Source organism: uncultured Tenacibaculum sp., from assembly GCF_947495995.1.
Taxonomy (GTDB): domain Bacteria; phylum Bacteroidota; class Bacteroidia; order Flavobacteriales; family Flavobacteriaceae; genus Polaribacter.
In genome coordinates, this window is record NZ_CANMAX010000002.1 from 675,503 (window position 1) to 700,673 (window position 25,171).

General features: G+C 29.7%; 24 protein-coding genes. 5 read left to right on the plus strand and 19 right to left on the minus strand.

What is annotated here, in order from left to right; genetic code table 11:
* Positions 1–47: 47 nt before the first annotated feature.
* The 3 genes from Q1A15_RS08290 to guaB all read right to left on the minus strand — a co-directional run bounded on the left by Q1A15_RS08290 (position 48) and on the right by guaB (position 2,472).
* A complete protein-coding gene (locus Q1A15_RS08290) occupies positions 48–464 on the minus strand; it encodes a hypothetical protein (RefSeq protein WP_299621596.1) in 417 nt (138 codons plus the stop codon).
* A gap of 177 nt (positions 465–641) precedes the next feature.
* On the minus strand, positions 642–788 hold the full coding sequence (locus Q1A15_RS08295; RefSeq protein WP_299621599.1) for a hypothetical protein: 147 nt from the start codon (positions 786–788) through the stop codon (positions 642–644).
* 208 nt (positions 789–996) lie between these two features.
* On the minus strand, positions 997–2,472 hold the full coding sequence (guaB, locus tag Q1A15_RS08300; RefSeq protein ID WP_299621602.1) for an IMP dehydrogenase: 1,476 nt from the start codon (positions 2,470–2,472) through the stop codon (positions 997–999).
* Positions 2,473–2,732: 260 nt separating this feature from the next.
* Here guaB and Q1A15_RS08305 point away from each other — a divergent pair, with 260 nt between their 5' ends.
* Positions 2,733–3,140, plus strand: coding sequence for a DUF1842 domain-containing protein (locus tag Q1A15_RS08305; protein WP_299621604.1), 408 nt, complete (start codon positions 2,733–2,735; stop codon positions 3,138–3,140).
* Between the two features lie 73 nt (positions 3,141–3,213).
* Here Q1A15_RS08305 and Q1A15_RS08310 read toward each other — a convergent pair whose 3' ends face one another.
* The 11 genes from Q1A15_RS08310 to Q1A15_RS08360 all read right to left on the minus strand — a co-directional run bounded on the left by Q1A15_RS08310 (position 3,214) and on the right by Q1A15_RS08360 (position 17,024).
* Entirely contained in the window at positions 3,214–3,957 is a 744-nt protein-coding gene (locus Q1A15_RS08310) for a DNA-binding response regulator (protein WP_299621607.1), read from the minus strand.
* Positions 3,958–4,176: 219 nt separating this feature from the next.
* A complete protein-coding gene (locus Q1A15_RS08315; RefSeq protein WP_299621610.1) occupies positions 4,177–5,910 on the minus strand; it encodes a tetratricopeptide repeat-containing sensor histidine kinase in 1,734 nt (577 codons plus the stop codon).
* Between the two features lie 2 nt (positions 5,911–5,912).
* Complete coding sequence (locus Q1A15_RS08320) at positions 5,913–6,431, minus strand: hypothetical protein (protein ID WP_299621613.1); 519 nt, start codon at positions 6,429–6,431, stop codon at positions 5,913–5,915.
* Positions 6,432–6,559: 128 nt separating this feature from the next.
* Positions 6,560–7,282: a hypothetical protein gene (locus Q1A15_RS08325; RefSeq protein ID WP_299621616.1), complete on the minus strand. Its 723-nt coding sequence runs from the start codon at positions 7,280–7,282 to the stop codon at positions 6,560–6,562.
* A 96-nt stretch (positions 7,283–7,378) separates the two neighbouring features.
* Positions 7,379–9,808: a TonB-dependent receptor gene (locus tag Q1A15_RS08330; protein ID WP_299621619.1), complete on the minus strand. Its 2,430-nt coding sequence runs from the start codon at positions 9,806–9,808 to the stop codon at positions 7,379–7,381.
* The gene (locus Q1A15_RS08335; protein WP_299621622.1) at positions 9,783–11,138 is read right to left on the minus strand and encodes an HTTM domain-containing protein; all 1,356 of its coding nucleotides are present in this window, start codon (positions 11,136–11,138) and stop codon (positions 9,783–9,785) included. Before Q1A15_RS08335 ends, Q1A15_RS08330 begins: the two co-directional genes overlap by 26 nt.
* Before the next feature lie 67 nt (positions 11,139–11,205).
* Entirely contained in the window at positions 11,206–12,315 is a 1,110-nt protein-coding gene (locus tag Q1A15_RS08340; RefSeq protein WP_299621625.1) for an imelysin family protein, read from the minus strand.
* A gap of 106 nt (positions 12,316–12,421) precedes the next feature.
* The gene (locus Q1A15_RS08345; RefSeq protein ID WP_299621627.1) at positions 12,422–13,645 is read right to left on the minus strand and encodes a DUF4856 domain-containing protein; all 1,224 of its coding nucleotides are present in this window, start codon (positions 13,643–13,645) and stop codon (positions 12,422–12,424) included.
* Between the two features lie 88 nt (positions 13,646–13,733).
* Positions 13,734–15,305 (minus strand): bifunctional metallophosphatase/5'-nucleotidase, encoded by a 1,572-nt coding sequence (locus Q1A15_RS08350; protein ID WP_299621630.1) that lies wholly within the window; start codon positions 15,303–15,305, stop codon positions 13,734–13,736.
* A 17-nt stretch (positions 15,306–15,322) separates the two neighbouring features.
* Positions 15,323–16,141, minus strand: coding sequence for a hypothetical protein (locus Q1A15_RS08355; RefSeq protein ID WP_299621632.1), 819 nt, complete (start codon positions 16,139–16,141; stop codon positions 15,323–15,325).
* A gap of 13 nt (positions 16,142–16,154) precedes the next feature.
* Positions 16,155–17,024, minus strand: coding sequence for a hydroxymethylglutaryl-CoA lyase (locus Q1A15_RS08360; protein ID WP_299621635.1), 870 nt, complete (start codon positions 17,022–17,024; stop codon positions 16,155–16,157).
* Positions 17,025–17,174: 150 nt separating this feature from the next.
* Here Q1A15_RS08360 and Q1A15_RS08365 point away from each other — a divergent pair, with 150 nt between their 5' ends.
* The 3 genes from Q1A15_RS08365 to Q1A15_RS08375 are packed head-to-tail and all read left to right on the plus strand — an operon-like array spanning position 17,175 to position 19,325.
* Positions 17,175–17,735 (plus strand): sigma-70 family RNA polymerase sigma factor, encoded by a 561-nt coding sequence (locus Q1A15_RS08365; protein ID WP_299621637.1) that lies wholly within the window; start codon positions 17,175–17,177, stop codon positions 17,733–17,735.
* Positions 17,732–18,259 (plus strand): hypothetical protein, encoded by a 528-nt coding sequence (locus Q1A15_RS08370; RefSeq protein ID WP_299621640.1) that lies wholly within the window; start codon positions 17,732–17,734, stop codon positions 18,257–18,259. Before Q1A15_RS08365 ends, Q1A15_RS08370 begins: the two co-directional genes overlap by 4 nt.
* Positions 18,246–19,325, plus strand: a complete 1,080-nt coding sequence (locus Q1A15_RS08375; RefSeq protein ID WP_299621643.1) for a hypothetical protein — start codon at positions 18,246–18,248, stop codon at positions 19,323–19,325. The genes Q1A15_RS08370 and Q1A15_RS08375 overlap by 14 nt, the downstream gene beginning before the upstream one ends.
* Positions 19,326–19,328: 3 nt before the next feature.
* Here Q1A15_RS08375 and Q1A15_RS08380 read toward each other — a convergent pair whose 3' ends face one another.
* Positions 19,329–19,994 (minus strand): lysoplasmalogenase family protein, encoded by a 666-nt coding sequence (locus Q1A15_RS08380; RefSeq protein WP_299621646.1) that lies wholly within the window; start codon positions 19,992–19,994, stop codon positions 19,329–19,331.
* Between the two features lie 33 nt (positions 19,995–20,027).
* Here Q1A15_RS08380 and Q1A15_RS08385 point away from each other — a divergent pair, with 33 nt between their 5' ends.
* Positions 20,028–20,756 carry a head GIN domain-containing protein gene (locus Q1A15_RS08385; RefSeq protein ID WP_299621649.1) on the plus strand — a complete coding sequence of 243 codons (729 nt, stop codon included), beginning with the start codon at positions 20,028–20,030 and terminating at the stop codon, positions 20,754–20,756.
* On the opposite strand, the gene Q1A15_RS08390 is transcribed toward Q1A15_RS08385, so the two are convergent.
* The 4 genes from Q1A15_RS08390 to Q1A15_RS08405 form a co-directional block, all read right to left on the minus strand.
* A complete protein-coding gene (locus Q1A15_RS08390) occupies positions 20,757–21,365 on the minus strand; it encodes an alpha-ketoglutarate-dependent dioxygenase AlkB (RefSeq protein ID WP_299621652.1) in 609 nt (202 codons plus the stop codon). It lies immediately after the preceding gene.
* Positions 21,366–21,407: 42 nt separating this feature from the next.
* Positions 21,408–23,858 (minus strand): M1 family metallopeptidase, encoded by a 2,451-nt coding sequence (locus Q1A15_RS08395; RefSeq protein ID WP_299621655.1) that lies wholly within the window; start codon positions 23,856–23,858, stop codon positions 21,408–21,410.
* A gap of 130 nt (positions 23,859–23,988) precedes the next feature.
* Positions 23,989–24,561 (minus strand): DUF4252 domain-containing protein, encoded by a 573-nt coding sequence (locus Q1A15_RS08400; protein ID WP_299621658.1) that lies wholly within the window; start codon positions 24,559–24,561, stop codon positions 23,989–23,991.
* 79 nt (positions 24,562–24,640) lie between these two features.
* On the minus strand, positions 24,641–25,165 hold the full coding sequence (locus tag Q1A15_RS08405; RefSeq protein WP_299621661.1) for a DUF4252 domain-containing protein: 525 nt from the start codon (positions 25,163–25,165) through the stop codon (positions 24,641–24,643).
* Positions 25,166–25,171: the final 6 nt, after the last annotated feature.

Here is a 25,171-nt window from a genome sequence, read left to right on the forward strand (position 1 = left end):
ATTAACAGAGTTTTTAATGTATTGATTTCTAAATAGAAGAAATAAAATTATTCTGACCAATAAGACAATGTTACCACAATTTCATCATTTACAACTAAAGCATTTGATAATGTAACCATTGTACTGCTCGCTCCATCAAAATATCCATCGTAAGCATCGAAACGATATGTTCCTGCAGGTAAATTTGTAAAAAGATCTACTTCTCTTCTATCATCTGCATAATAATATGTGTTTGTTTCTAAATTATACGCATAATATCCAGGTAAAGTTGCTGCTGGAACTTCATTTCCATATCTATCTACTAATTTGATTCTTACATCAAATTCTGATGATTTCTTATTTAGTTCTTTTTTTGTTTTGGTCTCAACAATAGTATTTGAATTATCTACTAAATTTTGAGCTTCAACATTTGAAACTAATAAGATAGCTACTAAAAAGACAATAATTTGAGTGATTTTTTTCATTATAAATTATGTATTAAGGTTAACTCAGTTAAAATTATCTTTTTGATTTCTTTCTAAAGAAAAATGTGCTTTATGAGAAAGTTAGCTCAGCATTAATTAACAGTGTTAAAATGAAAATAGAGTGTTAACTATTTATTCTTTTTACTTTCTAGTTTGCATAAAATTCTACCATACTTTTCAGTTTATTAAGTAGGATTCTTCATCTGGATCCTCATCTGGGTCTTGCTCATCCTCTCCTCCAGTAGCTTTAATTTTTTCTTGTAATTCTAATTCTTGTATTTGTTCTTCTGTTGAACCTGTACATGAAGTAAATATGCTGCTCACTATAATCAATGCGAATATTATTAAAATGTGTTTCATAACAAAAATGGATTTTTAAAAATTTTAATTAACATTCAACCAAAAATAAATTTTTTGGACAAAAAACTATTAAAATTCATTGCTCTTTATCTCGAAAAAGAAGGTTTATTATATGAATAAAAAAAGCGGTTGAATTTAAATTCAACCGCTTTTTTTCTATTGTAATATTATCTTATCTCCTACTATAATTCGGAGCTTCTTTAGTAATAGTTACATCGTGTGGATGACTTTCGTTTATTCCACTTGAAGTAATTCTTACAAACTTTCCGTTCTCTTTTAATGTCTCAATATCTTTTGATCCACAATATCCCATACCAGCACGTAAACCTCCTACAAATTGGTGAATACTTTCATAAAGCTCACCTTTGTAAGGTACTCTACCAACAATTCCTTCTGGAACTAATTTTTTAATATCATCTTCTACATCTTGGAAATAACGATCTTTAGAACCTTTTTTCATCGCTTCTACAGATCCCATTCCTCTATATGTTTTGAACTTTCTTCCGTCGTAAATAATAGTCTCTCCTGGACTTTCTTTTGTTCCTGCTAATAAAGATCCTAACATTACACAATCTGCTCCAGCTGCAATAGCTTTAGGAATATCTCCTGTGTAACGAATACCACCATCTGCTATAACTGGTACTCCTGTTCCTTTAATTGCTGCAGCTACTTCTAAAACTGCTGAAAATTGTGGAAAACCTACACCCGCAACAACTCTAGTTGTACAAATAGATCCAGGTCCAATTCCTACTTTTACAGCATCTGCTCCAGCTTCAACTAAATATTTAGCAGCTTCTGGTGTTGCAATATTTCCAACAACAACATCTAAGTTAGGAAACTTAGCTTTTACTTCTTTTAATACAGACACAACACCTTGCGTATGTCCGTGAGCTGTATCTATAATTACTGCATCTACACCTGCATTTACTAAAGCTTCTGCTCTTTCGACAGCGTCGGCAGTAACTCCTAAAGCAGCAGCCACTCTTAATCTTCCTAAACTATCTTTGTTTGCAATAGGTTTTTGAGTTGTTTTAGTGATATCTCTAAAAGTAATTAACCCTACTAAAATATCGTCATCATTAACTACTGGAAGTTTTTCAATTTTATTTTCTTGTAAAATTATTTCTGCTTCTTTTAATGAAGTTCCTTCAGCAACAGTAATTAAGTTTTCAGATGTCATTACATCTGTAATCGATCTATCGTTATCTTTTTCAAAACGTAAATCTCTGTTAGTTACGATACCAACTAATTTATTTTCAGCATCAACAACTGGAATTCCTCCAATTTTATGCTCTTTCATTGCTTGCTTTGCATCTAAAACAATCGCATCTAGAGGTAAAGTAATCGGATCGATAATCATACCGCTTTCCGCTCTTTTTACCTTTCTTACTTCTTGAGCTTGCTTCTCGATTGTCATATTTTTATGAAGCACACCAATACCACCTTCTCTTGCCATAGCAATTGCCATTGCACTTTCAGTAACTGTATCCATAGCAGCAGATACTATAGGCACATTAATTGTTATGTTTCTTGTAAATTTTGTTTGGATACTTACTTCTCTTGGAAGTACTTCTGAGTAAGCTGGAACTAATAATACGTCGTCGTATGTTAAACCTTCGCCTACGAATTTATTTTGGTGAGCATTCATATTGCAATCAATATTATCTTGTCAATTAATTGCATGCAAATATACTACTTTTATTGTAACATTTACTTTATGTTAACGTTAATGATTGTTTCTTCTGCTCAATAATTAAATACAAAACGTTTATTCTCAATATTCATACACTTAAGGAAAAAACTTCAGTTTTAAAGTAGTTATCAGGTAATTTAGTAGATGTGAATACTAAACGGCGCCACTTAGTCTCATAAAGATAGAAGATTACTAACCCGATAACACAAAATAACATGGCTACTTTAAAAGAACCAAAATCACTACTAGATACAGCATATTTAACTAAAGGAACAATTGGAAATGTTGGAATGCCTGGAGCACCTATTGCACATTTTTCTCTTGTTGTTTCTCCTGAACAAGGAACTGTTTCTGGAATAGTAGAAATTACACAAGCTATTGACAGACCTACAATTAAAGTTAATGTAGCTGGAAGATTACGTCATACTGGTTATGGAAATATAACTCAGATCGTAAGTTTAGACGGAGAATATGTAGTAACTGTTCCACCACCAGCTATCGGTAGTTATTTAGAAAAGTTTAATGCATACTTAGATGTTGATAATTCTTGGAATGGAACTGGAGGATTTAGTTTTGGTTTTCAAAAAATTGAAAACGTTCCTGTAACATCTGCAAACAAATAAAAAATATAATTTTAGGGGATTATAATTTAAAAGGTAATACATTGATTTATTTTCAAGTATTACCTTTTTTTCATTATCTGAAGATAGTATTATCTCTTATAAATGCATTTTTATATCGTTCACTAAAAGGAATCTTTTCTAGATTATTTAGAATTATCAAATTATCTTCTAGATAAATTTCTTTGATACTCTTTACATTTACTAAGTAATTCCTATGAACTTGCCTAAAGTTGTCGTTGTTCAACATTTCTTTCAATTTTACTAAAGATAACTTTACCAAATACCTTCCTTCACTACATTGTAAATTACAGTATTTCTCTTTTACATCAATAAAATTGATTGAATCGACATCAACTTTAACTACACTCCTTTTGTGTTTTATAAAAAGAAATTTCGGACTTAAAACTCCACTATCATCTCCAAAACTTATACTGTTATTTTGCTGATAACAAGATTCTATAGCTAATTCTAAAGAATACAATAATTCTAATTTATTGTACGGCTTTAAAAGATACACCAATGGATTTGTCAGTTTAGCTTCATCAAAAACAGCTCTACTTTGCATACTGGTTAAAAATAAAAAAGGAACATTTATACCTTCTTTATTTAACCGTTGCGCAAACTCAATTCCTTCTGGTTTTCCATCAATCATTATATCTAGAATGATGACATCGAAAAAACGATTTTTAATTTCACTTTCTGCTTCAGCTAAGTTTCTAACACGAGTAATTTCATAATCATGTTGATCCAAAAAATCGATTAAATCTTGGGCTTCTTTATCTAAATCTTCTAGCAGTAGTAGTCGAAGGCTTTTCATGTTAATGGTTGTTTAACCATAAAAGTATAAAAAAGTTGACAAGGTTTCGTTGTTTTAGGTTAGAACTTTCTCTTAAAAACGTTAAAACACTACCAAGCATACATAAAATCAATCAATTAATAACGAAAATGATTTTTCGTGATTGTATTAAGTAATTAGATCATGATTTAATGCTTCTTTTAATTAAAAAATATTCAATTAAAAAAAGATAGCATTTATCTATTCGTCAGCTATTGGTAATTGTATCGTTACTTTTGTTCCCTTACCTACTTCACTATCAAAAGATAAAATCCCTTTATTTTTCTTAACTAAAGTTTGACATAAGATTAACCCAAGTCCCACACCTTCAGAACGATCTATTTTATCAATACTTACACCTTTTAGAGCATTGATTTTTTCCAAACGATCTTTAGGAATTCCAATTCCTGTATCTTGAATAGACACATAACTGTAATTTTCATTATCTACACCAATTTCTACGGTGATTTTACCTTCTCCGTTCATGTATTTTACTGCATTATCTAAAAGATTACGTAAAACAATCTTTATAGACTCTCGATCTGCATTTACAATTGAATTTTGAATATAATTTGTAGAAATTTCTATAGCATTAGCTTCGATAAGATTTTCGTAATCATATAAAACATGTTCTACAATTGATTTTAAAGGATACGCTTTTTGCGCAAAAACCATTTGATTACTCTGTTCTAAAGACCAATGCAATACATTATTTAACAAATGACTAGTACTTTCTGTAACTGTAATAGCTGTATTATTTGCTTCTTCAATCGCTTCTAAATTATTATCAGCGATATGTTTTTTCAATTGTTCATGCTGATATTTAATTGTATTCATTGGAGAACGTAAATCGTGAGAAACAACAGAAAAAAGGTAGTTCTTGGTTTTGTTTGCAATAGCTAAATCTTCCTTTTGCTTAGTAATTAAAGTATTTTGTTTTCTTAGTTTAGAATAGAAAAAGCCTAAAGCTCCAATAAATAAAAGTAAGCCAGAAGCTCCAAAAAGCAGTCCACGTTGAACTGCTTCTTTTTGCTTTATTTCAGCTTCTTGTATTGCGATCTCTTTATCCTTTTGAGCTACCATTAGTTTTTTGTTTCTATCTGCTAACTCTATAATTCGATCTCGATTCCAAATAGAATCTTTCCATTTATTATATTCCTGATAATATTCTACACTTTCTTTATAGCGTTTACGATTACGTTCAATAACTGCCATATTTTGGGCTGTTAATTGTTTTAACTCTACATCTGTAAAAATTTTAGCTAAATCATAAGCCTCTTTAAATAATGGGATTGCTTCACCATCTAAATACTGTTCATAATATACATTCGCTAGATCTATTTTATATTTAATGTTAGATATAGTATCTTTTTTAGATAGTAGAGATAACTCTTTATCAAAAAATTCTCTAGCTTTTTTATAATCTTTAAGATGCATATAGCATAATGCTAAATCATGATAACCGTTTATTTTAATTCTTTTTTCAGTATTTTGATTTTGGTCATTCCACTTCTTAAAATATAAAATAGCTTTACTATAATCTCTTAAATTGAGATGAGACCAACCTAATTTAAGTAATCTTAAATTATCAAAATCACTATCCTTAGACATCCTCTGAAAATTCAATAAAGCTTTTTTATAAAAACCTTTATTAATTGAACTTACACCTTGTATATAATTAACTATATCCTTTTCAAGGACAGTATTTACTTTTAGCAATAAAACATCCGAATATACATATGAAGAATCAAATTCTTCTATTTTGTAAAAATCAATTAGTTTTTTAAAATCTGAATCTTTTGTAATACTGTATATTGAGTCTCTCTTGTAGTAAAAAAGCTCTAAATCTCCTTTAAGACTATTAGATGTTTCTTGTGAAAAAGAGTCTAATATTATTAGTAAAATAAATAAAACGAAAAGGAATCTTTTTACCACTACTATTCTTTAGGTTTTGAAGGTGCACTAATTGTTCCTCTACTTAACTCAGGATCTAAATCACCCTGAGCTAAAAATAATACCTCAAAACTACTTCCATCATTTACAGTATAGTCAAATTGTAATGCATATAAATTGCATTCATAAGAAGGTGATCCTTGAGCTTCAAAATCATAACAAACCGCAAAAGCACGAGTTGTAAACTGTGTACTCTCTGATTGTACCATATCTGCAGCTTCAATATCTTCAAAATTAGCTAAAACAACTGTGGCACTATTCACATCTCCAACTAATGGAATTGCTTGTGTTGGTGTATAGCCTGAGTAATTTCCTTGACAAAATGCTGCAACAGATTTTGAAATTAAAGCTCCTGTTGGGATATAACATAAAGCATAAACTGAATAGTTGTTGTTACCGTTACTAAAAACAGTTACTGCAGGATAATTTGATTCTGGGTTGTAGTTTACTGTAGTGTTTAAATTAGTTAACACTGGGTTTGCTCCTATTGTAATAGATGCCATAGTTTTTAAAAATTGTTTGATTAGAAAAACTAAATCTACAATAAAAATTGAAAAAAAAGCAATTTTTTATTCAATCTAATTGAAACAAAACAATATTATAACGTAAACTAAAGAATACTAATAAATTATTAAGACACCTTATCGTATTTACTTTGCCAAATATACTTGTTGAAATTCTTTCCTAAAGAAACTCCCCATAATAAACTTAAACCTACAGCTCCTTTGAAATAGAACAGGAATAATACTATGAAATAACTGATTGAAGAATGTTCTCTGAAGAAAAAAGTATGTGTTGCTATTGAAAACAAAAAGCATAAAGCTAATAATGTGAATATGAAATTATCTAAATCTTTTACAAACCAAAATTTTAATTTGCGTAAAGGATGTAAATCGTTACCCCATTTGTGAATTAAATAGTAATAATCATTACCCATTGGAGCAAAAAGCATAGGATCATCAGCTTTTTTAAGTCGGAATAATACAGAAGGTGCAATTATTTTAAAACCTTCTAGATTTGTATTATGTACTTTTTCTAGTTCGTGTATTTTTGTAATCGCTTCTTCAGGAAAATCTCCTTTGAAGAAAGAAGTATCTAAGAAACGTAATCTATAATCAATACAAATTTTCTTTATCTGACTGATATGAAAAATGGCATTAGAATCTACATGATCTATATCAAATTGATTCAAATTAGTTGCATCACTTTCAGCTTCTAATTTTGACTTTGTAGCTTCTCTTGCTTTATCTAAATCTGCAAAGATTTCTTTAATCCAAAAATCTATAGCAAAATTCTTAAGCTCTTTATTTCTAGTTTTAAGTAATTTTTCTTGTAAATTAACCGGATGTAACATGATAACGCTCTATTTACCATAAAAATACGACAAAAAAACCAGTATAATTACATACTGGTTTTTTCGATTTTATTTTGAATAGTTCTAAATAGAAACTTAGAATTTAAACTGTAAAGTTGTATACCAATTTCTTGGAGCTGAAGGAATAATTCCTGGTCCAGGATAACCTGTTGCTCTTCTTGTGAAGTAAACTTCGTCTAAAGCATTGTTCACTCCTACTTCTAATCTTAAAAATTTATACGAATACGATGCAGATAAATCTAAAATTCCGTAAGCAGGTATTGGTCCACGCACTGCATTAGAATTATCTGGCATAGCAGAGTTATTTGCATCATTAAATTGTTCAGATAAATACGAGTATTGCACACTTGTAGTAAAATCTTTGTATCCGAATTTTAATCCTGTTTTTAAATTTAAATCTGGTACAAACTCTACTTTATTTCCTTGAATATTATTTTCTCTAGAAGCTGTGTATTCAGAATTTATAAAAGAAGTATTGATAAACGTGTTTAAGCTATAATCATTGGATAAATTGAAAACTTTCTTCAGATTTACATCTATAAGCGATTCTATTCCTAAAATCCTTGCTTCTCCTACGTTTGTTCTTAACTGTCCTACTGTGTTTAAAGGTGGAATTGTAGTAGTGAAGTCACCAATTCTATTATTATAAAACAATGCGAAACCACTTAAATCATAAGAAATAAAACGATTAAAATTTCCACGTGCTCCAAAATCAATAGTAAAACCTGTTTCGTCTTCTAAATTAGGATCAATAGCATTAGAAGGGTTTACAATATTTACATCAGAAAATGTAATTGATCTATAATTCTGAGATACATTTCCGTAAATTTCTAAAGCATCATTTGGTTTGTAACTTAATCCTAAACCTAATAAAACAAATGAACGTTCTTTGGTTAAATTATCTGATTCTTCTACCGTTCCAATTGGATTTCCAGCTGCATCTGTATTTACACGCCTTCTAAAACCATTACTTCCTGTAACAATATGTTCGAAACGGAAACCTGGAGTAATTGAAAACTTATCGTTTAAGTACAAAATATTCTCACCAAATACAGCGATATTTTCGTTTGGATTTTCAAAGTTTGATTGAAAAGTGAAATTAGGAAATTGATCTATAGCAGAACTAAAATTTGCATCACTTCCATCTGTTCCAGGTCCTTGAAAAGATGTATTACTAGCATTGTAATATTTAGCTCCGATTAAATACGTTGCTTTTTTTCCTAAAACTGTATATCTATCTAAAAAACGAGCCTCGAAACCAAAGTTATTAAAATCACTACTTAATAACTCTCTTGCCTGTAAATCATCTGCTAAATCTACTCTCCTATTTCTAAATCCAATTGCATCTCTAGAAGCATTTAATCCAAAGAAATTAAATGTAAGTTTTGTATTCGTAGAAAAATCGTGTGTGAATTTTAAGTTGTATAAGAACCAATCTACAGAAAACCAGTTTCTCTCTCTGTTGCTTTGAAACGGATTTTCAGCAAACATTCTATCTGTCAGTCCTCCAGCTTGCTGAGCTAAATAAGTTAAATATGTTACTTCTCCTTCTATTTTTGATTTATCAGAAATTTGATATCCTAAATGAGCAAAAACATTCTTAGAACTAAAACCTGAATTTGGTCTAAAACCATCTCCTTGTTTATAGTTATAATAGGCGTAATAACTTAATTTCTCTGAAGTTCCGCCAACACTTGTGAAATTTGTAAATAGGTTAAAGCTTCCTAAAGTACTTCTAGAAACAACTTCTAATGATTTATTAGGATTTGGCTTTTTCATGATGAAATTTATTAATCCTCCAAATTGCGTTCCGTATTGTAAAGATGCAGCTCCGCGAATTACTTGAATTTCTTGAACACCTTCAGCTGCTGGAGTATAATAACTTTCTGGATATCCTAACACATCTGCACTAATATCGTATCCATTCTGACGTGTATTAAAATTCGATGTTCTATTCGGATCTAATCCTCTTCCTCCAACATTTAACTGTAAACCAGCATCATCATTCTCAAAAATATTTAATCCAGCTACTTGGTTATACAATTGTCTTGCGTTATTCGTAGCTAAATTCGCCGAAGATTGAGTTACTAAAACTACTTCCGTCTTTTTTCCTGCATAAATTGCTGTTCCTTCAACGTCTTTTAATCGTTTTAATTCAAATGCTTTTCGTTTTTTAGCTTTGATTTCTACTTCAGATAATTCTTCAGAAAAAGATTCTAAAACAACAGTAATATTGTTTCCTGATTGAATCTCCTGCTCTTGTAATTCGTAGTTATCTAAATAGAAAATAATTCGAATCTTACTTTTAGCAGCAGTAAAAGAGAATACTCCTTTACTATTTGTAGTAGCTAAAGTATTCCCTGAATTATCTAAAACTGATACTTTTTGTAATGTTTTTTTATTTGTATTTGTTACTGTCCCCGTAAATCGATTTTGCGCATAAGAATGCATCGATATTAATACTACTATAATTAAAAAACTATAGTCCCTTAATTTTAATCTCATTTGTAAAAGGTAAAATCCAATATTTATGTTTGAAACTTTCTTGCTCTTTATAAAGATTAACTTTAGCATCTATAAATCGTTCACTTGAACGACCGTTTAATGCTACATAAGAATCTGCATACACTTCAACATTCTTGTGCCCTTGTTGTGTGAAATGATCTCCTAAATAATGAGCATACTCCAAAATAAAATCTGGTTGAAAGCTCATTTGTTTTTCTTGAAAAGAGGTTAAAAAGTCTGTGTTATCTACGTAAAAAAACTGTTTTGTTTTTCCATCAACAATTTTAAAAGTGGTATATCCAGCTTTTTCCATCAACATTACTCGCCATGAAAAACGATATCCTTCTTCTGTCCAAAATAATTCTCCTGAATATAATATATATCTCCAAGGAAATAAAAGCTGTAAAACTAAAAATAGACTTACAATTCTAAAGACTATTTTCTTTTTGAATTCAAATGCTGGTAAAACTGCTATTTTAAACTTATTTAAGTTTAATTTTTCTTTTAAGAAAGTAATTATCTTTTCATGAAATGCCGCATCAAAGAAAATTAATGTTGCAACAATCATGATGTAAGGAAACATTCCTATAGGAAATAAAATTCGTGTAAAGACGTGAAAAACGACTACAAAAAGGAATCCTATACGTCTTGTTTTTTTAAACAATAATAGAAAAGGAATACAAAGATCATAGATCGCTCCACTCCAACTCATCGCAAAATGAAACCATTCTTGTTGCATTAAATTCTGACCAATTAATGGTAAATCGTATTTGGACGGCAACCATATTTTTAAAGGTTGTGCTCTAAACAACCAATCTGAATTTAGTTTTGCTAAACCAGCATAAAAATAAACGATTCCTAATAACAACTTTATACTGTCTATCGTCCATTTTGGAATTGTTTTATACTCTTTTTTTCTTCTGTATGCATCTATGGAAAAAGCAGCATTTGCAGGTAAGAAAATAAGTAAAAAACTTAAAATACTTACAAAATAATAATGATTTAAATACGTAGTTTTATCCATCAATTCTATATAAGTAAAACTTAAAAAGAAAGTGACAATCGCTAATCTATATTTATAACCAACAGCAACTAATAAAGCTGAAATTCCACAAATGATAAATAATAAATAGGTGTAAGTTCCAAAAGGTTTTACCCAACTGAACCCATAAAAAGAGAAGAAAAATTTAGGTTGAATATATAATTTATCAATCCAACCATGATACCAAAATCTAATAATACTAATACACATCAACAATCCAAAAAACAGGCGAAAAGTCGCCAATGGAGCTGAACTAATTCTTTTTGATATGTAATTATTAAACCTCAATACTTTATACACAAAAAACTGCCTGATGATCAGACAGCTTTTTTATATTTCTTTAAATGCTATTTTACTAATCTCCGTCAGCATCAACAAAATCAACACTTACATTAAATGCTTGTAACATATCTACTTTTAAAAGCACTACTGCTTTTTGTAATTCATCGTATGCCTTTAACATTTCAGTATTATTAGAATTAACTTGATCAAAAAAGTTATCATCTAATGTTTCAATTTGTGTTTTTGCTAAATTGAATTGATTTTCAATATCTGTAGCTAAAGAAGCTTTATCTAAACTAACTAAATACGTTTTGAAACTTTCTCCAGTCGTTGTACCATTAAAAGCTTTTCCTGTAAAGAAATTTTGAACAGCTAATAATCCTTCTAAAGCAAATTCTTTAGAGTTTTCTTTTTTGTAAAATGCTTCAACTTTTTCTGGTAAAGGTGTATTTGAAAAAACTCCTGCTGGAATACCAATTTTGTTTGCTCTTAATCTTTTTTCATAATAAAAGATAAAGTCGTTTACTAACTTGTTTAAAGCACTTGTTGCTGTATTTGTTGTACTTGCTACAAATTCGTCTCTATAACTACTTTCCCAATCTTGAATGATATCAGAAATAGTATCTACCATTAACTTTGTAATATCTGTAAGATACTTTTTATATCCATCTGCATTAGGATCCGTTGTAAATTTAGCAACTACAGCATTTTCATCTGCTCCTATCCCGAAGATTAAATAATCAATTGCTGGAAAACCTTGCGCATCATGATTATTTGGACTATTAAAATCATATGTTCCGCTTGTAACATTGCTTTCAACATCAGCTACAGTTACAGGAAAAATATTAAAATGATTTACAAATTGTAATTCTTCTGCTTTACCAATATCAAACATAGAAACTTGTTGCCATGCTTTATAAGAACGATAGAAATATGTTTTTACCTGTCCTAACGATAAAGTATTTGGATTTTGAGTAAAACCTCTTGCATTTCCATCTAATAAGATTAACTCATCATGTAAATCTTTAAATGCTGGAATAATAATGTTATCTGCTACATTTCTAAGTAATGCTCCTCTATCAAAATTATCGCTATTATTTCCTGTATCAGGACCTTGCGAATCATCAGAACACGCTATGATTAATAAAAATGAAATGAATAATATTGAATACTTTCTTAACATGTGATAATTATTTCTATTTATTCTAAATAAAACTTTCGCAAAGATAAAAAGTAGCTATGAATCTAGCTACTTTTTATAAATTTATTTTTATTTAGAATAATTTTAATTAACTTCCAGCTTCTTCAACAGAAAAATCAAACTTATCCGCAATATCTTCTGAAATATCATCTAATGTAGCATTAGTAACATCCCAAAATCCGTTTCCTTCTAATAATTTATCTGTAAACTCAGTAATTTCACTTGTAGTAAAATATGGCTCATTTGTTGAAGTATTACGTGTAAAACGTAAAGACTCTATAAAACCATAACCTTCAGATAGATCGTGGAAAGCAGAAGCTTTATCTGTTGCTAAAGTAGCTTTAGCTTGTTGCAAATAGTAAACAGCTCTAATTGCAATTACTTTAGATACTTCGTCTCTAATAATTTTAGCTTGCGCATCTCTTTCAGTGTAATTCTTAACAACGATTGCTTGTCTACCAGTTCTAAATGCTTCATAAATCTTAGCAGAAATTCCAGCAAAATCTGAATCTCCTTCTACTCTAGAAATATATTTACTTAAGAAACTATCTGCGTTATATTGTGGATTTTCAGCGTCATCTGTACCGTATAAGTATCCGAAAGCTTCATCCCACTTGTGCTCCATAGTTGTGTAGTTTTTATCAGTTGCAAGTGTCTCAGCATCGTTATCTGCTACATTTGTTCCTTCATCTAAAACTAAAACACCTAAATAGTTATTCAACATTTGGTCAACCATTAAAGCTCCGATTAATGTTTTATTAATAGCTTGATTTAATTCTAAACCTTTACCATTAACTAAACGGTTTGATCCACCACCTGCTTCTTGAATTCTTCCTGCAACACCAGCAGCTGCATTTGTATTCCAGTTAGGAAAAACTTCTGCCACTTGTGCTTCAATCCAACCATCGAACTTTTCTTTGATAGCTGTACCTTCTACTGCATTAGAGAAAAAATAGTCTCTAGAAGCTGCAGTTTTACTACGAATACTTTTATCCGAAGCATTTAAATCTGCATCAGAAAAATCGCTATTTCCTTCTACGTGTGCAAACATACCGTCAAGCATAGCTTCTGTAGTAGTTGGAATAGTTGTACTTGAAGGATCATTCTTTAATGCGCTGATCAGTTCTTCAGCCATTTTGATTCTTGTAGTTTGACCAGAATAACTTACCGATGTACTTCCATTTCTTTCAAATTTATATGTAGCTGGAGCTATAACCTCTGGATTTGGATCGTCTGGAATATTGTTGTCATCTGAACATGAAACAAAAAATAAACCAGCTATAGCTAATACTGATAAATAACCTCTCTTCATTTTATTAAGACTTATTTTAAATAATTTCATGCAAATATAGCACTCATTCGCTCTTAAGCAAACTTTATTTAGATTTATTTAAAATAAATTATTTTGACTTAAGAAATTCAATAACTGCTTTCCTTACATCTGAAGCTTTTTCTTCTGAGTTAGGGTTATAATTATCAATCACTTGTGGATTAGAATCTTTTAGAAAAGGAATATCGAAACCTTTTAATAAATAGTCTGAAGTTGCAACGGAATATTCTTTAGTATCGTCAATTAAGTTACCTTTTACTAACCACTCCCCTTTTTCGTTTTTATTGATATTGAATCGTTGTAGATAAGCTCCAGTTCCTCCGGCATTTTCACCGAAATCAAGAACCTCTTTTAAAAGTTTTCCTGTTAACTTAACCTTTAAAACTGGTCCGCCATAAGGTAGCACTCTAAAAATATCAACAGCGGTAATATCACCTTCTAAAATATCGTCAATTCGAATTGATCCTCCATTTACAAAAGCACAATCGATAATATCATCACCGTATGATTTACTCATTGCTTCAGCTATAATAATTCCCATATTAGTTTGAACAGATCTTACTGGTGTATCTCTTGCGTCTAAAGGTTCAATTGCTTTATAAACAACTTCATTTGGATTATCAACTACATCTTTAATATTTACATTTAGTAGATTTTGCCATTTCTTAACTACAGAGTCGACTTCTTTATCTACTGGTAGTTTATCTGAGATAGTTTTTAATTCTGATTTAAAATTAAGCTTTTTAGTTTCCGGATTGAACTCAAATCGATGTATATAAACTGTTTTTGCATTTGCATCTGCTTTCGCAATATATGCATTTCCTTCTTTTACATACATATTATTATGTTCATGTCCACCCATAAACAAAGGAATATTGGGTAGTTTTTTAGCGATCTCTTTATCTTGTTCAACTTTTACGTGAGTTAAACCTAAAACTACATCAACGCTATCTTTTAATTCATTATACGTTCGTTCTGCTTCTTTGTAAATATCTGTGTAGGTTACATAGCTTCTTGGATTAGAAGGAATACATACACTTATAAATCCAAGTTTTATGGTATTATTTCCTAAACTATATTCCTTAATATAAGTTTCGTTTACATTCTCTTTCTTACCGTTAATTACCTTATGAAAGAAAGAATTTTCTCCATTTTGATTATGAAAAACATTTGAACTTAACCATTTAAATTCACTTTCATTTAAACGTTTTTGCAAATCACTATAACTCAAGTCAAATTCATGGTTTCCAAATGCTACTAAATCAAATTTCATAGCATTCATTACTTCCACCATCTGTTTTCCTCGCACTCGTTCTCCATCTACTTTCATTGTTCCTAAAAGCGACGGATTTAAGAAATCTCCAGCCAATACAAGCATTGTATTTGGATTTTCTTTTACCAATTGTCTGTGAAGCGCTGCTACTCTAGCCATTCCTCCATATTTATTTCCTTGAATTGGTGCTATTTCATAAACATCATTCAATTGTAAAATGGTAAAATAAATATGCCCTAATCTTTGTTTAAACTTAAACTCTTCTGAAGATTCTAATGGATTGTTACTAGGTGTAGATTTGGATTTGCAAGATGCTATAAATACAATTAAAACTAAACTGTATTTTAAAAAAAAGTTGATTGATTTCACAGGAATTTTTCCTTAGTCTATTCGTATTTCTTGATATTCTTTCTAATAACTTTTCTGTAGTATACCAATTCTTCAAATTGGTAGAAAAAGTTAATTTTTAATTCTGAAACAGTTTCAGGATTTTCTATTTTTTTGCCCAAAACAAAAGCAGTCCAACTTTCAGCTATATCTTCTTCTGGACTTTCAGCAGCGTAATCGGTAATAAAATCGTTATAATTGTCTTTATACAATCCATAAAGCTTTTCTAAACAACTTTTCTGCTCTGTATAACAAAAGTTTCTTTGGATATAATCCCACTCTTTTAAAAGTGTTCCATCCCAAAATTCATTAACAAATAAGTTTAAATAGCTTTTCTTGTTAGTTGTACCTTCTAAAGTTACATAAGGTTCATTAGGCTGCTGATCAATTTTCCTACCAGGTCTAATCTGAGTATGATTTAACGTAAGTAGATGACCAAATTCATGAACAAGCGTATAAATTGATTGGTTAATTCTAGTTTTATCATCCATATCTGTAAAGTTTACATCTATAGGATCAATTACTAGTTGCCATTCAGTATTTTTATCGTTTAATGCACCAAGAGCTCCAGTTTTTTCATCTTCACCATCAGTCATTAAAACTAATCTCTTAATATATTTCTGTGTTATTCTTTTAGGAAAAATGCTGTAAAATATGCTCCAGTTATATCTGGCTATTGTAGTATCGTCGTCTGAGCTGTCAATAAAAATTCCGTTTCTGATTTCCCAAGAGCCTAGAGTCTCGTTTGCTCGCGCAGGTGGATCTACAGGACCTAAAGATAAACCAATTAAGAATGTTATTAAAAAACTAAACTTCATACTTTACACACAGTTAATAAACACTATTAAAAACATCTAAAACCTTATTATAAGAGCTTTCAAAACTCATAGGTTTAATGTTTGTTTCAATTTTGTTGGTAGTGAAATAAGATAGCATTTTTTCTGTAGGCATGTTTCCTGTCAAATCATCTTTTGCCATAGGACAACCTCCATACCCTTTTATAGCGCCATCGAACCTTCTACATCCGGCTTTAAATGCACTATCAATTTTTTCAAACCAAGTTGTTGGTGTTGTATGGAGATGAGCTCCAAACTCAATGTTAGGATAACTTGGGGTTAAATTCGAAAACAGATAGTCAATTACATCCGGGGTTGAACTACCGATCGTGTCAGACAAAGATACTATTTTTACTCCCATATTTGCAAGTTTTTCTGTCCAATTTGCAACAATGTCAACATCCCATGGATCTCCATAGGGATTTCCGAAGCCCATTGATAAATAGGCAACTACTTTTTTATTATTTTTTTGGGCTATATTTAAAATATCTTTCAATATATCTACAGATTCAGCTATGGTTTTATGTGTATTTCTCATTTGAAAATTTTCAGAAATAGAGAACGGATATCCTAAATAATCTATTTCTTCAAACATACACGCATCATTTGCTCCTCTTACATTTGCTACTATTGCCAATAATTTACTAGAAGTTGATGATAAATCTAACAATTTCAACACATCTGCAGTATCTCGCATTTGCGGAATTGCCTTTGGTGAAACAAAACTTCCAAAATCTATGGTATCAAAACCTACTCTTAATAAAGAGTTGATATATTTAACTTTAACTTCAGTAGGAATGAAATGACTCTTAATTCCTTGCATAGCGTCTCTAGGACACTCTATGATTTTTACTTCTTCAATCATTATGCCAAATATAATTATATTTTAATATTAATTATTCAATAAGCTAGTTTAAATAGAGCAAAAAAATATTAAATATTTAATTTTAAACAAATTTTCAAAAAAAGTGTAACAATGAAAATTCCATGTAGTCTTTGAAGTATAAATTAGAAATTGAAAACACCAAACTTACATATCAATCAACTAATACTACGCTGTAAGAAAAATGATTCTGCAGCACAAATGGAGATTTACAAGCTATATTACAAAGCAATGTATAATTCTGCCTTACGCATTCTAAAAAATGAATTTGAAGCAGAAGATATAATGCAAGAAGCTTTTTTGACAGCATTTACAAAGTTAGATAGCTTTAAAGGTGAAGTTGCTTTTGGTGCATGGCTAAAAAGAATTGTAATAAATAAAAGTTTAACACAACTAAAAAAAAATAACAGATACCAAGAAGTAAAACTTGAAGTTATTCCTGGTGAACCTGCAGAAGAAGATGTTGTAAACTATGAAAACTTGAATGTAAAAAGTGTTATGAATGCTTTACAGAAATTGAAAGATAATTATAGAGTTATTTTAACATTGAATTTAATAGAAGGTTATGATAACGAAGAAATTATGCAAATACTAAATTATAGTAATGAAAATGTTAGAACAACAATTTCTAGAGCAAAAAAGAAACTAAAAGAGATATTAAGTAAAGATATAAATAGAATTAATGTAGTATGAAAAATAAGTTAGATGACTTTTTTCTTAATAATGATTTCGACTTAAATGAACCACACGCTGGTCACGAAGATCGCTTTTTAAGAAAATTAAACAGGCAAGAAAAGAAGAGCAAATTATCTTGGAAATGGATGGGTGTTGCAGCATCTATACTATTAATGGTTAGTTTTTTCTTAGGAAAATACTCAGTTACAGAAAATGAAGTTTACAATATGTTTCCTGAAATGGCCGAAACAGAAACATTTTTTGTGAATACAATTAATCAAGAATTGAAAGAGGTTGAGAAATTTAGAAACATCGAAACTGAATCTGTTATAGAGGACGCTTTAGATCAGATAGAAGAGTTAGAAGATCGATTTAAAAATTTCACAAAAGATTTAAAAACCATTGGTAATGAAAAACAAGTTATTAAAGGTATGATTAATAATTATCAGCAACGTTTACAAATCTTAGAAAATCTCTTATTTCAATTAGAATATATCAATAATCCTACTAAACAAAACAACAACGACAATGAATTTATATAGCAAATATTTAATCTTATTCCTTTTAACTCCTGTTATTTTATTTGCAGACGGAAGGAAGAAACACGAAAAGACAAAAACAATAAGTAAAAAATACAGTGTAAATAATAATGCTACTGTTTTTATTAAAAATAAATATGGTAATGTAGATGTAACTACTTGGGATAAAAACTCTGTTGAAATCGATGTGAGAATTACTGTTAAAGGTAACGACATAGATAAAGTTAACGATAAGTTAGATGCCATCAGAATAGAATTTGAGGCTAACAAAAACCTAGTTGAAGCACGTACTATAATCGAGAATACTAAATCTAGTTGGAGCTTTTGGGGAAAAAGTAATAACATCAACTATAAGATCAATTATTTTGTAAAGATGCCAATTACCAATAATGCCGATCTAAATAACAAATATGGTAACATAGAATTAGACGATATTGAAGGAAAAACCAATATTAACTGTGATTATGGTGCTATTCAAGTGGAAAGATTACTAAATGATTCTAACTCTATATCAATAGATTATTGCGGAAGTTCTAATGTTCAGTATATGAAATCTGGAAGTTTAAATGCTGATTATTCTAAAATTACAATCAATGAAGTTGAAAATTTAAAGGTAAATGCTGATTACTCTGGAGTAAAAGTTGGAAAAGTAAACGATATTAATTTTAATTCAGATTACGGAAGCATTGCTATTGAAGATGGAGGATCGATTTATGGAAATTCTGATTATGCTGGAATGCGCATCGGAACAGTTCGCAAAAAGCTAAATATCAATACAGATTATGGTGGATTAAAAGTTAAAAATCTAATGAAAGGTTTTGAAAGTGTAACTATTGATGGTAGTTATGCAGGAATAAAAATCGGAACATCTAGCAATAATAACTTTGAGTTCTTAGTAAACTTAAGCTACGGTGGATTTAAATATCCAGAAGAATATGTTGAAACATATAAAGTTGTTAGAAAGTCTACTAAAAAATATTACGAAGGTAAATTTGGTAAAGGAAATTCGAACTCAAAAATCAATATTAAATCAAGCTACGGTAGTGTTTCACTTAAGTTAAACGATTAATAATTATTTCTTTAAAATCATTGATTTATACATCAAATATCTACCAACGTAGTATAAGAAATGATAAATCACAACATAGTACCAATGCTGTTCTATATATGCTGAGATAATTGTAATTATGTCAGCAAAAGGAAAAAGAAGTGTACTAACAAAGAAGTAAATAGCCTTTCTGTTATTTTTTGTGAGCAAGTTTAAAAAAGCAAACAGAATTAAAGAAATAGATACGACACCCATTAAAAAAACTAAAAATTGTATTTCTACGATGTATTCGTAAAGTATCAGGTAAATCATAGAAAATATAAACACAAATGGGATTGCGTAAATAATTATACTTCTCACAGGGTATTTCAACACAGAAGGATGAATAATGATTATGTATATAAACCGATTTACTATCAGCAAAGATAAAGCGGCATAAAAAAAGTGTTCTTCAAAGACAAAAAGCGAATCGGATAAAATAGAAAACAGTAAAATAATTACATACCAATAGTTAACCTTAGGAGTTGTTTCTAAATATAAAAAAGAAAGCGATAATAAGGCAGCAAGCTTTACTGCAAACTCAACATTTAAATCTCCTAGCGTTACAACATATAAAACTAAAAGAGAAGCAATTAGATATAATGCAGTAAAAAATATGACATTTTTCTTATTGATATTACTCTTAACCAATTTGAAGTATTAATGTTTAAAAATAAAAAAAAAATGAAAAAACTACTAGTAACCTTATTTATTTTAAGCGCCTCATCCTCTATTTTTTCTCAGAGTTGGTGGAATTCAAAAAAAGTGCGTGGTAATGGAAACATAACAACTATTGAAAGATCGGTTGGTGATTTTGATGAAGTTAGTGTTGGTGGCTCTTTTGATGTTGTATTAGTTGACGGTCGAGAAGGGAAAATTACTATCGAAGGAGAAGAAAATATTATTCCTTATATCGTTACTGAAGTAAGAGGAGATAAACTAAAAATTAATGTAAAGAAAAATACAAACATTAGATTCACTAGAAAATTAACTGTTACTATTCCTTTTGAAGACATCAGTAGTCTTTCATTAGGTGGATCTGGAAATATTACATCTAAGAAAGTTATAAATAGCAGTAATGTAAGTTTAGCAATTGGCGGATCTGGTAACATTAAAGCTAAAGTAAAGGCTAGTAATGTATCAACTTCTATTGGCGGATCTGGTAATATTAGAGTTGCTGGAACTACAGAAAGTATGAAATGTTCAATTGCTGGTTCTGGAAATGTGAAAGGTTATAATTTAACAACTCAGACATTAAAAGTGAATGTTGCTGGTTCTGGAGATATTGAAGCTACAGTTAAAGAAAAAATTAAAGCAACCGTTGTCGGTTCTGGTAGTGTTTACTACAAAGGAAATCCAAAATACATAGATACAAACTCGTTAGGGTCGGGAGACGTAGTTAAGAGAGACTAATTAACTCTCTATAATTGTTCTAAACGTTAAGTTTATTCTAGGACGATGAACCTTTTTAGTTGGTGGAAGACGATGTAACCAATGTGTTTGAGTTTCGTCTTTCATCACTAATAACGAACCATGTTGAAGTACTTTAGAAACTATTTCCTTGGTTCGTTTATGTTTAAAAGCAAATTTACGCTCTGCTCCAAAAGTAACAGAAGCAATTGCTCCATTTTTCTTTAGATCTTTTTCTCCATCACTATGCCAAGCCATTCCTTCAGATCCATCGTGATATAAATTCAACAAACAAGAATTATAAGTTTCGTTTGTTGTTTTTTCTATCACATCCTTAATTTCTAACAACTCTGGGGTAAAAGGTAAAGCTACTTTCGTAATATTTGAATACGAATATTCAAAATGCTTTTCTCCAAACCAAGCGACCTTTCTTTTCGTTGTAATTAATTTCCCAAAAATTATAGCTTGATCTTGTTTCCACGGAATTTCATTCAGTAAATACTCGTAATACTTATCAGCCTCAATTGTATTGAAAGCATGACCATAATAATGTACTGTTCCATCTTCTGGAAGTAAATTAATTAATTCATTTGATTGATTAAATAAATCCACTTTAAAAACCCCATTTACATATTAAACAACCTCTCTTCTACTCTACTTTACCAATCTACCTAAAGCATCTTTAATGATAGCTATATTTTTAATTTCATTTGGTTTATTGGCTCCTTTTTGAGTTTGAACCATATTACGAAGTAAATCTATACCAACATTATTAAATCCATATTGTTCATATTGTTTTCCTTTAGCAACAATATCATTTACTAGATTTTGAATTGCTTTTGAATTATCACTCTTTGTGATTTTTTCATAAGCTTTTGTGTATAATTTCTTAACTTCTTTGTCTTGACTTAAAAACATACCTGTAATTACATTTCCTGCAATAAAAGTAAGCTCTGTTTCGTCATTTTCTTCTAAGTAAATTCTTGTTAAAGGAGTTGCAATTATCTTTTTTACTCCAGGTTCTAATTCTTTAGATTTTGTGTAAGCTAATTTTTTATCTACATAATACAGAGCTACTAAAGCTTTTCCTACTACTGAATAAGACGGACTTTTTAATGCTTTTTCGAAAATTGGTTTTAAATCTGGCTCAGTAAGTTTTCCTAATGTTTCAATTGCAGATGCTTGAACTAATGTTTTAGGATCGCTTGCAGCTAATTGTTTAATCTTATCAATTACCTTACGCTTACTGTATTTATTAATTAAATTAATATTCTCTAAAGCAAGTTTTCTTAATTTATAAAAAGGATGATTTAACATACTTGCAATAGCATCAAAAGCCTTACTATCGACATGCTGTGATTTTGCGACTTCTAATAAAGCTTCTCTTTTATGAGCGTAATATTTTGCGTTTTTTAACTGATAAATAAAATCACTCAATACTTTATTTTCATTTATATCACAAAGTAAAACTCCGTCTGCATTGATCTGAATGTATTTTGGCTGAGTTGTAAACGGAAAAGTAAATGAAGTTTCTCTTCCTGAAACAAAAATATTATGGCGTTCTACTTTATTCTTTTCAAAAATATCTATCGCTAAAGGAAATTGAAATTCTTGATCTTGCGATTGGTATACATTTACTGTAACTGTTTTTCGTAATCTGTTGTAATCATAAGATATATCTAACTTCGGATGTCCTTTTCCAAAATACCATTGATTGAAAAACCAGTTTAAATCTTTACCTGTAACCGCTTCTAAAGCCAATCGTAATTGATGTACTTCTCCAGTTCCGTATTTATTATCAGTTAAATATTTATTCAATCCTTCATAAAAAGCTTTATCACCTAAGTAATTTCTAAGCATATGTAAAATTGCTCCACCTTTATTATAGCTAACAGCATCGAACATATCTTCTTTATCTTCATAGTAAAAACGAACTAAATGTTTGTCAAAATTATCTCCAGATTTATATCCTTGAATATCTTCAAACATATGAGCATCTGCTTCGTCTTTTCCATATTTATGTTCTAACCATAAGTATTCACTGTAATTTGCAAAACTTTCATTTACTGTTAAATTACTCCAACTTTCAGTAGTTACTAAGTCTCCAAACCAATGATGAAATGCTTCATGTGCAATTGTATTTTCTTGTACATTTTCATCAATTAACTGACCTGGCATTTGATAAGCTCTTTCTCCGTGAATTACAGCTGTTGTATTCTCCATTGCTCCACTCACATAATCTCTTCCTACAATCTGAGAATACTTATCCCAAGGATATTCAATTCCAGTTATTTTCGAGAAAAAAGCTAACATTTCAGGTGTATTTCCAAAAATATCTTTTGCAAAAGGCGCGTACTCTTTTTCTACATAATAATCTACCGGAATATTCTTATAGTTATCTTTTATTACTTCATATTCACCAATTCCCATGAAGAATAAGTATGGAGCATGTTTTTGAGTAAAGTTCCAATAGTCTGTTCTTGTACCATTCGCATTTCTAGTTTGACGTTCTAATTTCCCATTAGATAATGTTGTATATTTTTCTGGTACTGTGATATAAATTTCTTGAGAAGTTTTCTGATTTGGTGCATCTATCGTTGGAAACCAACAACTACTTGCTTCGGTTTCACCTTGTGTCCAAATTTGAGTCGGTTTTTCTTTATCTTCACCTTTTGGATTAATAAAATATAAACCTTTTGCAGATGTAATTGCTTTACTTCCTTTTTGCTTTACACGCTCTGGTTGCGCTGTGTATTTAATATATAATGTCAGTTTTTCATCTCTAACATATTCTTTTGGAAGTTTTATGTTAAGCTGAAAGCCATCATATTTATAATCAAGAGTTGAATTATTTAATTTTACACTGTGAATTAACATCGCTTTAGCATCTAAAACTATTTCACTCGTGCTATAAAAATGAGGTTTTGCAGTAATCCAAGCTTCACCATTCATTGTTTGATTTTCAAAGTTGAAATCAACCTTTAATTTTGTATGTTCTAGATTAAAAATCTTATCTCGCTCTGCTCTATATTTTGATAAGTCTTGTGAAAATGATTGATTAAGAAAAGATATAAATACTATAATCACCAAAAAATAATTCCTCATAAATCTATATGTATTTAATCAAAAGTAATAATTAAATATTGTATAGCTGTTAATGGGTAGTTAAAAAGAAAACCACAACCTTTTATAAAAAGTTGTGGCTTAAATTTATGTTTTATGTTCCTAAATTGATTTACTCAATCGGATCAACATTTAATTTTTCTGTTTCAAATTGGCCTCCGAATATATCTTTTACTCGCTCTAAGCCTTTACCTTCTTCATCTATTTTTGCATTCTGAATCATGCTAATTATTTTCATGGGATTCATATCATCTCCTAAAACTCTTGCAACACCAAACCCGAAATCTTTTGCGTATATAACTGCTACAATTTCATCTATTGCATCTGCTTCTCCAGAATAGTATACAGTTGCTTTTCCTCTTTTATCGTTAGCTCTAAATAAAGATTTGTAATCTGTATTTTTTAAAATTTTCTTTAATCTTTTACTTTCTAATTTTAATTCTTCTTCAGTCGCTTTATTCACTGGTAAAAAAGCAATATTTAACTTTTTAATAGTTTCAAAAGTTTGTTGATCTTCAGAAGTCTTTTCAAAAAAAGAACCAAGCATACTTGTAGAAAAATCAAATCGCATATAATCTGCATTCTCTTCTGATGCAATTAAATAACTCTGTAAGCTTTCTTCATTCTTACATGAAGTTATTGATAGTGTTAAACATAAAATTGCAAATGTTAATATTTTTTTCATAGTATACTTCTTTATAATTATTGATAAAACATAGCCTAAATGTAGGCTATGTTATTTATTTTCTAAAATCTAAAATTAACTATTCAGATTTTTTTTGGTAATCGTTAGCTATTTTAGATAACTCATTCATATTAATCTCTCCTGTTAAAGAAATTATTGTAGATGATGGTAAGTTAATCTTATCACCTTTGATTCTTTCGTTTTTATTTAAATCTTTAACAAACATTAGTACTTCACTAACAATATCTTTGTTTTTTGTTGATTTAATATAAATTTTCACTCTAGAACCTTTGTCTTTTACTCTCATTAATTGAGTTAAACTAGAATTCTTGATCGCTTTATTCACCATTTTTTCCATATCAGCGGCGATTGATGCGTTCTCTGTTGAAAACACTTTCAATTCTTGAAGACCTTTAGCGGTGTTAAAGAATTCCATTTCTTCTGATTTAGCGTCTGGAAATTTTCTGATTAGATCGAATAAATCTTTTGTTACTACAACTACAGATACATCTTCTAAATCTTCTAATTTATCAAACATTGATGATTGACCGAATCCTATATTAGATACAAAAGCTAATGCTAATAATATGATTACTTTTTTCATGATATT

Excerpts from the sequence above, each read along its gene's own strand:
- Q1A15_RS08290 (WP_299621596.1), bottom strand. The coding sequence starts at position 464 with ATGAAAAAAATCACTCAAATTATTGTCTTTTTAGTAGCTATCTTATTA.
- guaB (WP_299621602.1), bottom strand. The coding sequence starts at position 2,472 with ATGAATGCTCACCAAAATAAATTCGTAGGCGAAGGTTTAACATACGAC.
- Q1A15_RS08305 (WP_299621604.1), top strand. The coding sequence starts at position 2,733 with ATGGCTACTTTAAAAGAACCAAAATCACTACTAGATACAGCATATTTA.
- Q1A15_RS08310 (WP_299621607.1), bottom strand. The coding sequence starts at position 3,957 with ATGAAAAGCCTTCGACTACTACTGCTAGAAGATTTAGATAAAGAAGCC.
- Q1A15_RS08320 (WP_299621613.1), bottom strand. The coding sequence starts at position 6,431 with ATGGCATCTATTACAATAGGAGCAAACCCAGTGTTAACTAATTTAAAC.
- Q1A15_RS08325 (WP_299621616.1), bottom strand. The coding sequence starts at position 7,282 with ATGTTACATCCGGTTAATTTACAAGAAAAATTACTTAAAACTAGAAAT.
- Q1A15_RS08330 (WP_299621619.1), bottom strand. The coding sequence starts at position 9,808 with ATGAGATTAAAATTAAGGGACTATAGTTTTTTAATTATAGTAGTATTA.
- Q1A15_RS08340 (WP_299621625.1), bottom strand. The coding sequence starts at position 12,315 with ATGTTAAGAAAGTATTCAATATTATTCATTTCATTTTTATTAATCATA.
- Q1A15_RS08345 (WP_299621627.1), bottom strand. The coding sequence starts at position 13,645 with ATGAAGAGAGGTTATTTATCAGTATTAGCTATAGCTGGTTTATTTTTT.
- Q1A15_RS08355 (WP_299621632.1), bottom strand. The coding sequence starts at position 16,141 with ATGAAGTTTAGTTTTTTAATAACATTCTTAATTGGTTTATCTTTAGGT.
- Q1A15_RS08360 (WP_299621635.1), bottom strand. The coding sequence starts at position 17,024 with ATGATTGAAGAAGTAAAAATCATAGAGTGTCCTAGAGACGCTATGCAA.
- Q1A15_RS08370 (WP_299621640.1), top strand. The coding sequence starts at position 17,732 with ATGAAAAATAAGTTAGATGACTTTTTTCTTAATAATGATTTCGACTTA.
- Q1A15_RS08375 (WP_299621643.1), top strand. The coding sequence starts at position 18,246 with ATGAATTTATATAGCAAATATTTAATCTTATTCCTTTTAACTCCTGTT.
- Q1A15_RS08385 (WP_299621649.1), top strand. The coding sequence starts at position 20,028 with ATGAAAAAACTACTAGTAACCTTATTTATTTTAAGCGCCTCATCCTCT.
- Q1A15_RS08395 (WP_299621655.1), bottom strand. The coding sequence starts at position 23,858 with ATGAGGAATTATTTTTTGGTGATTATAGTATTTATATCTTTTCTTAAT.
- Q1A15_RS08400 (WP_299621658.1), bottom strand. The coding sequence starts at position 24,561 with ATGAAAAAAATATTAACATTTGCAATTTTATGTTTAACACTATCAATA.
- Q1A15_RS08405 (WP_299621661.1), bottom strand. The coding sequence starts at position 25,165 with ATGAAAAAAGTAATCATATTATTAGCATTAGCTTTTGTATCTAATATA.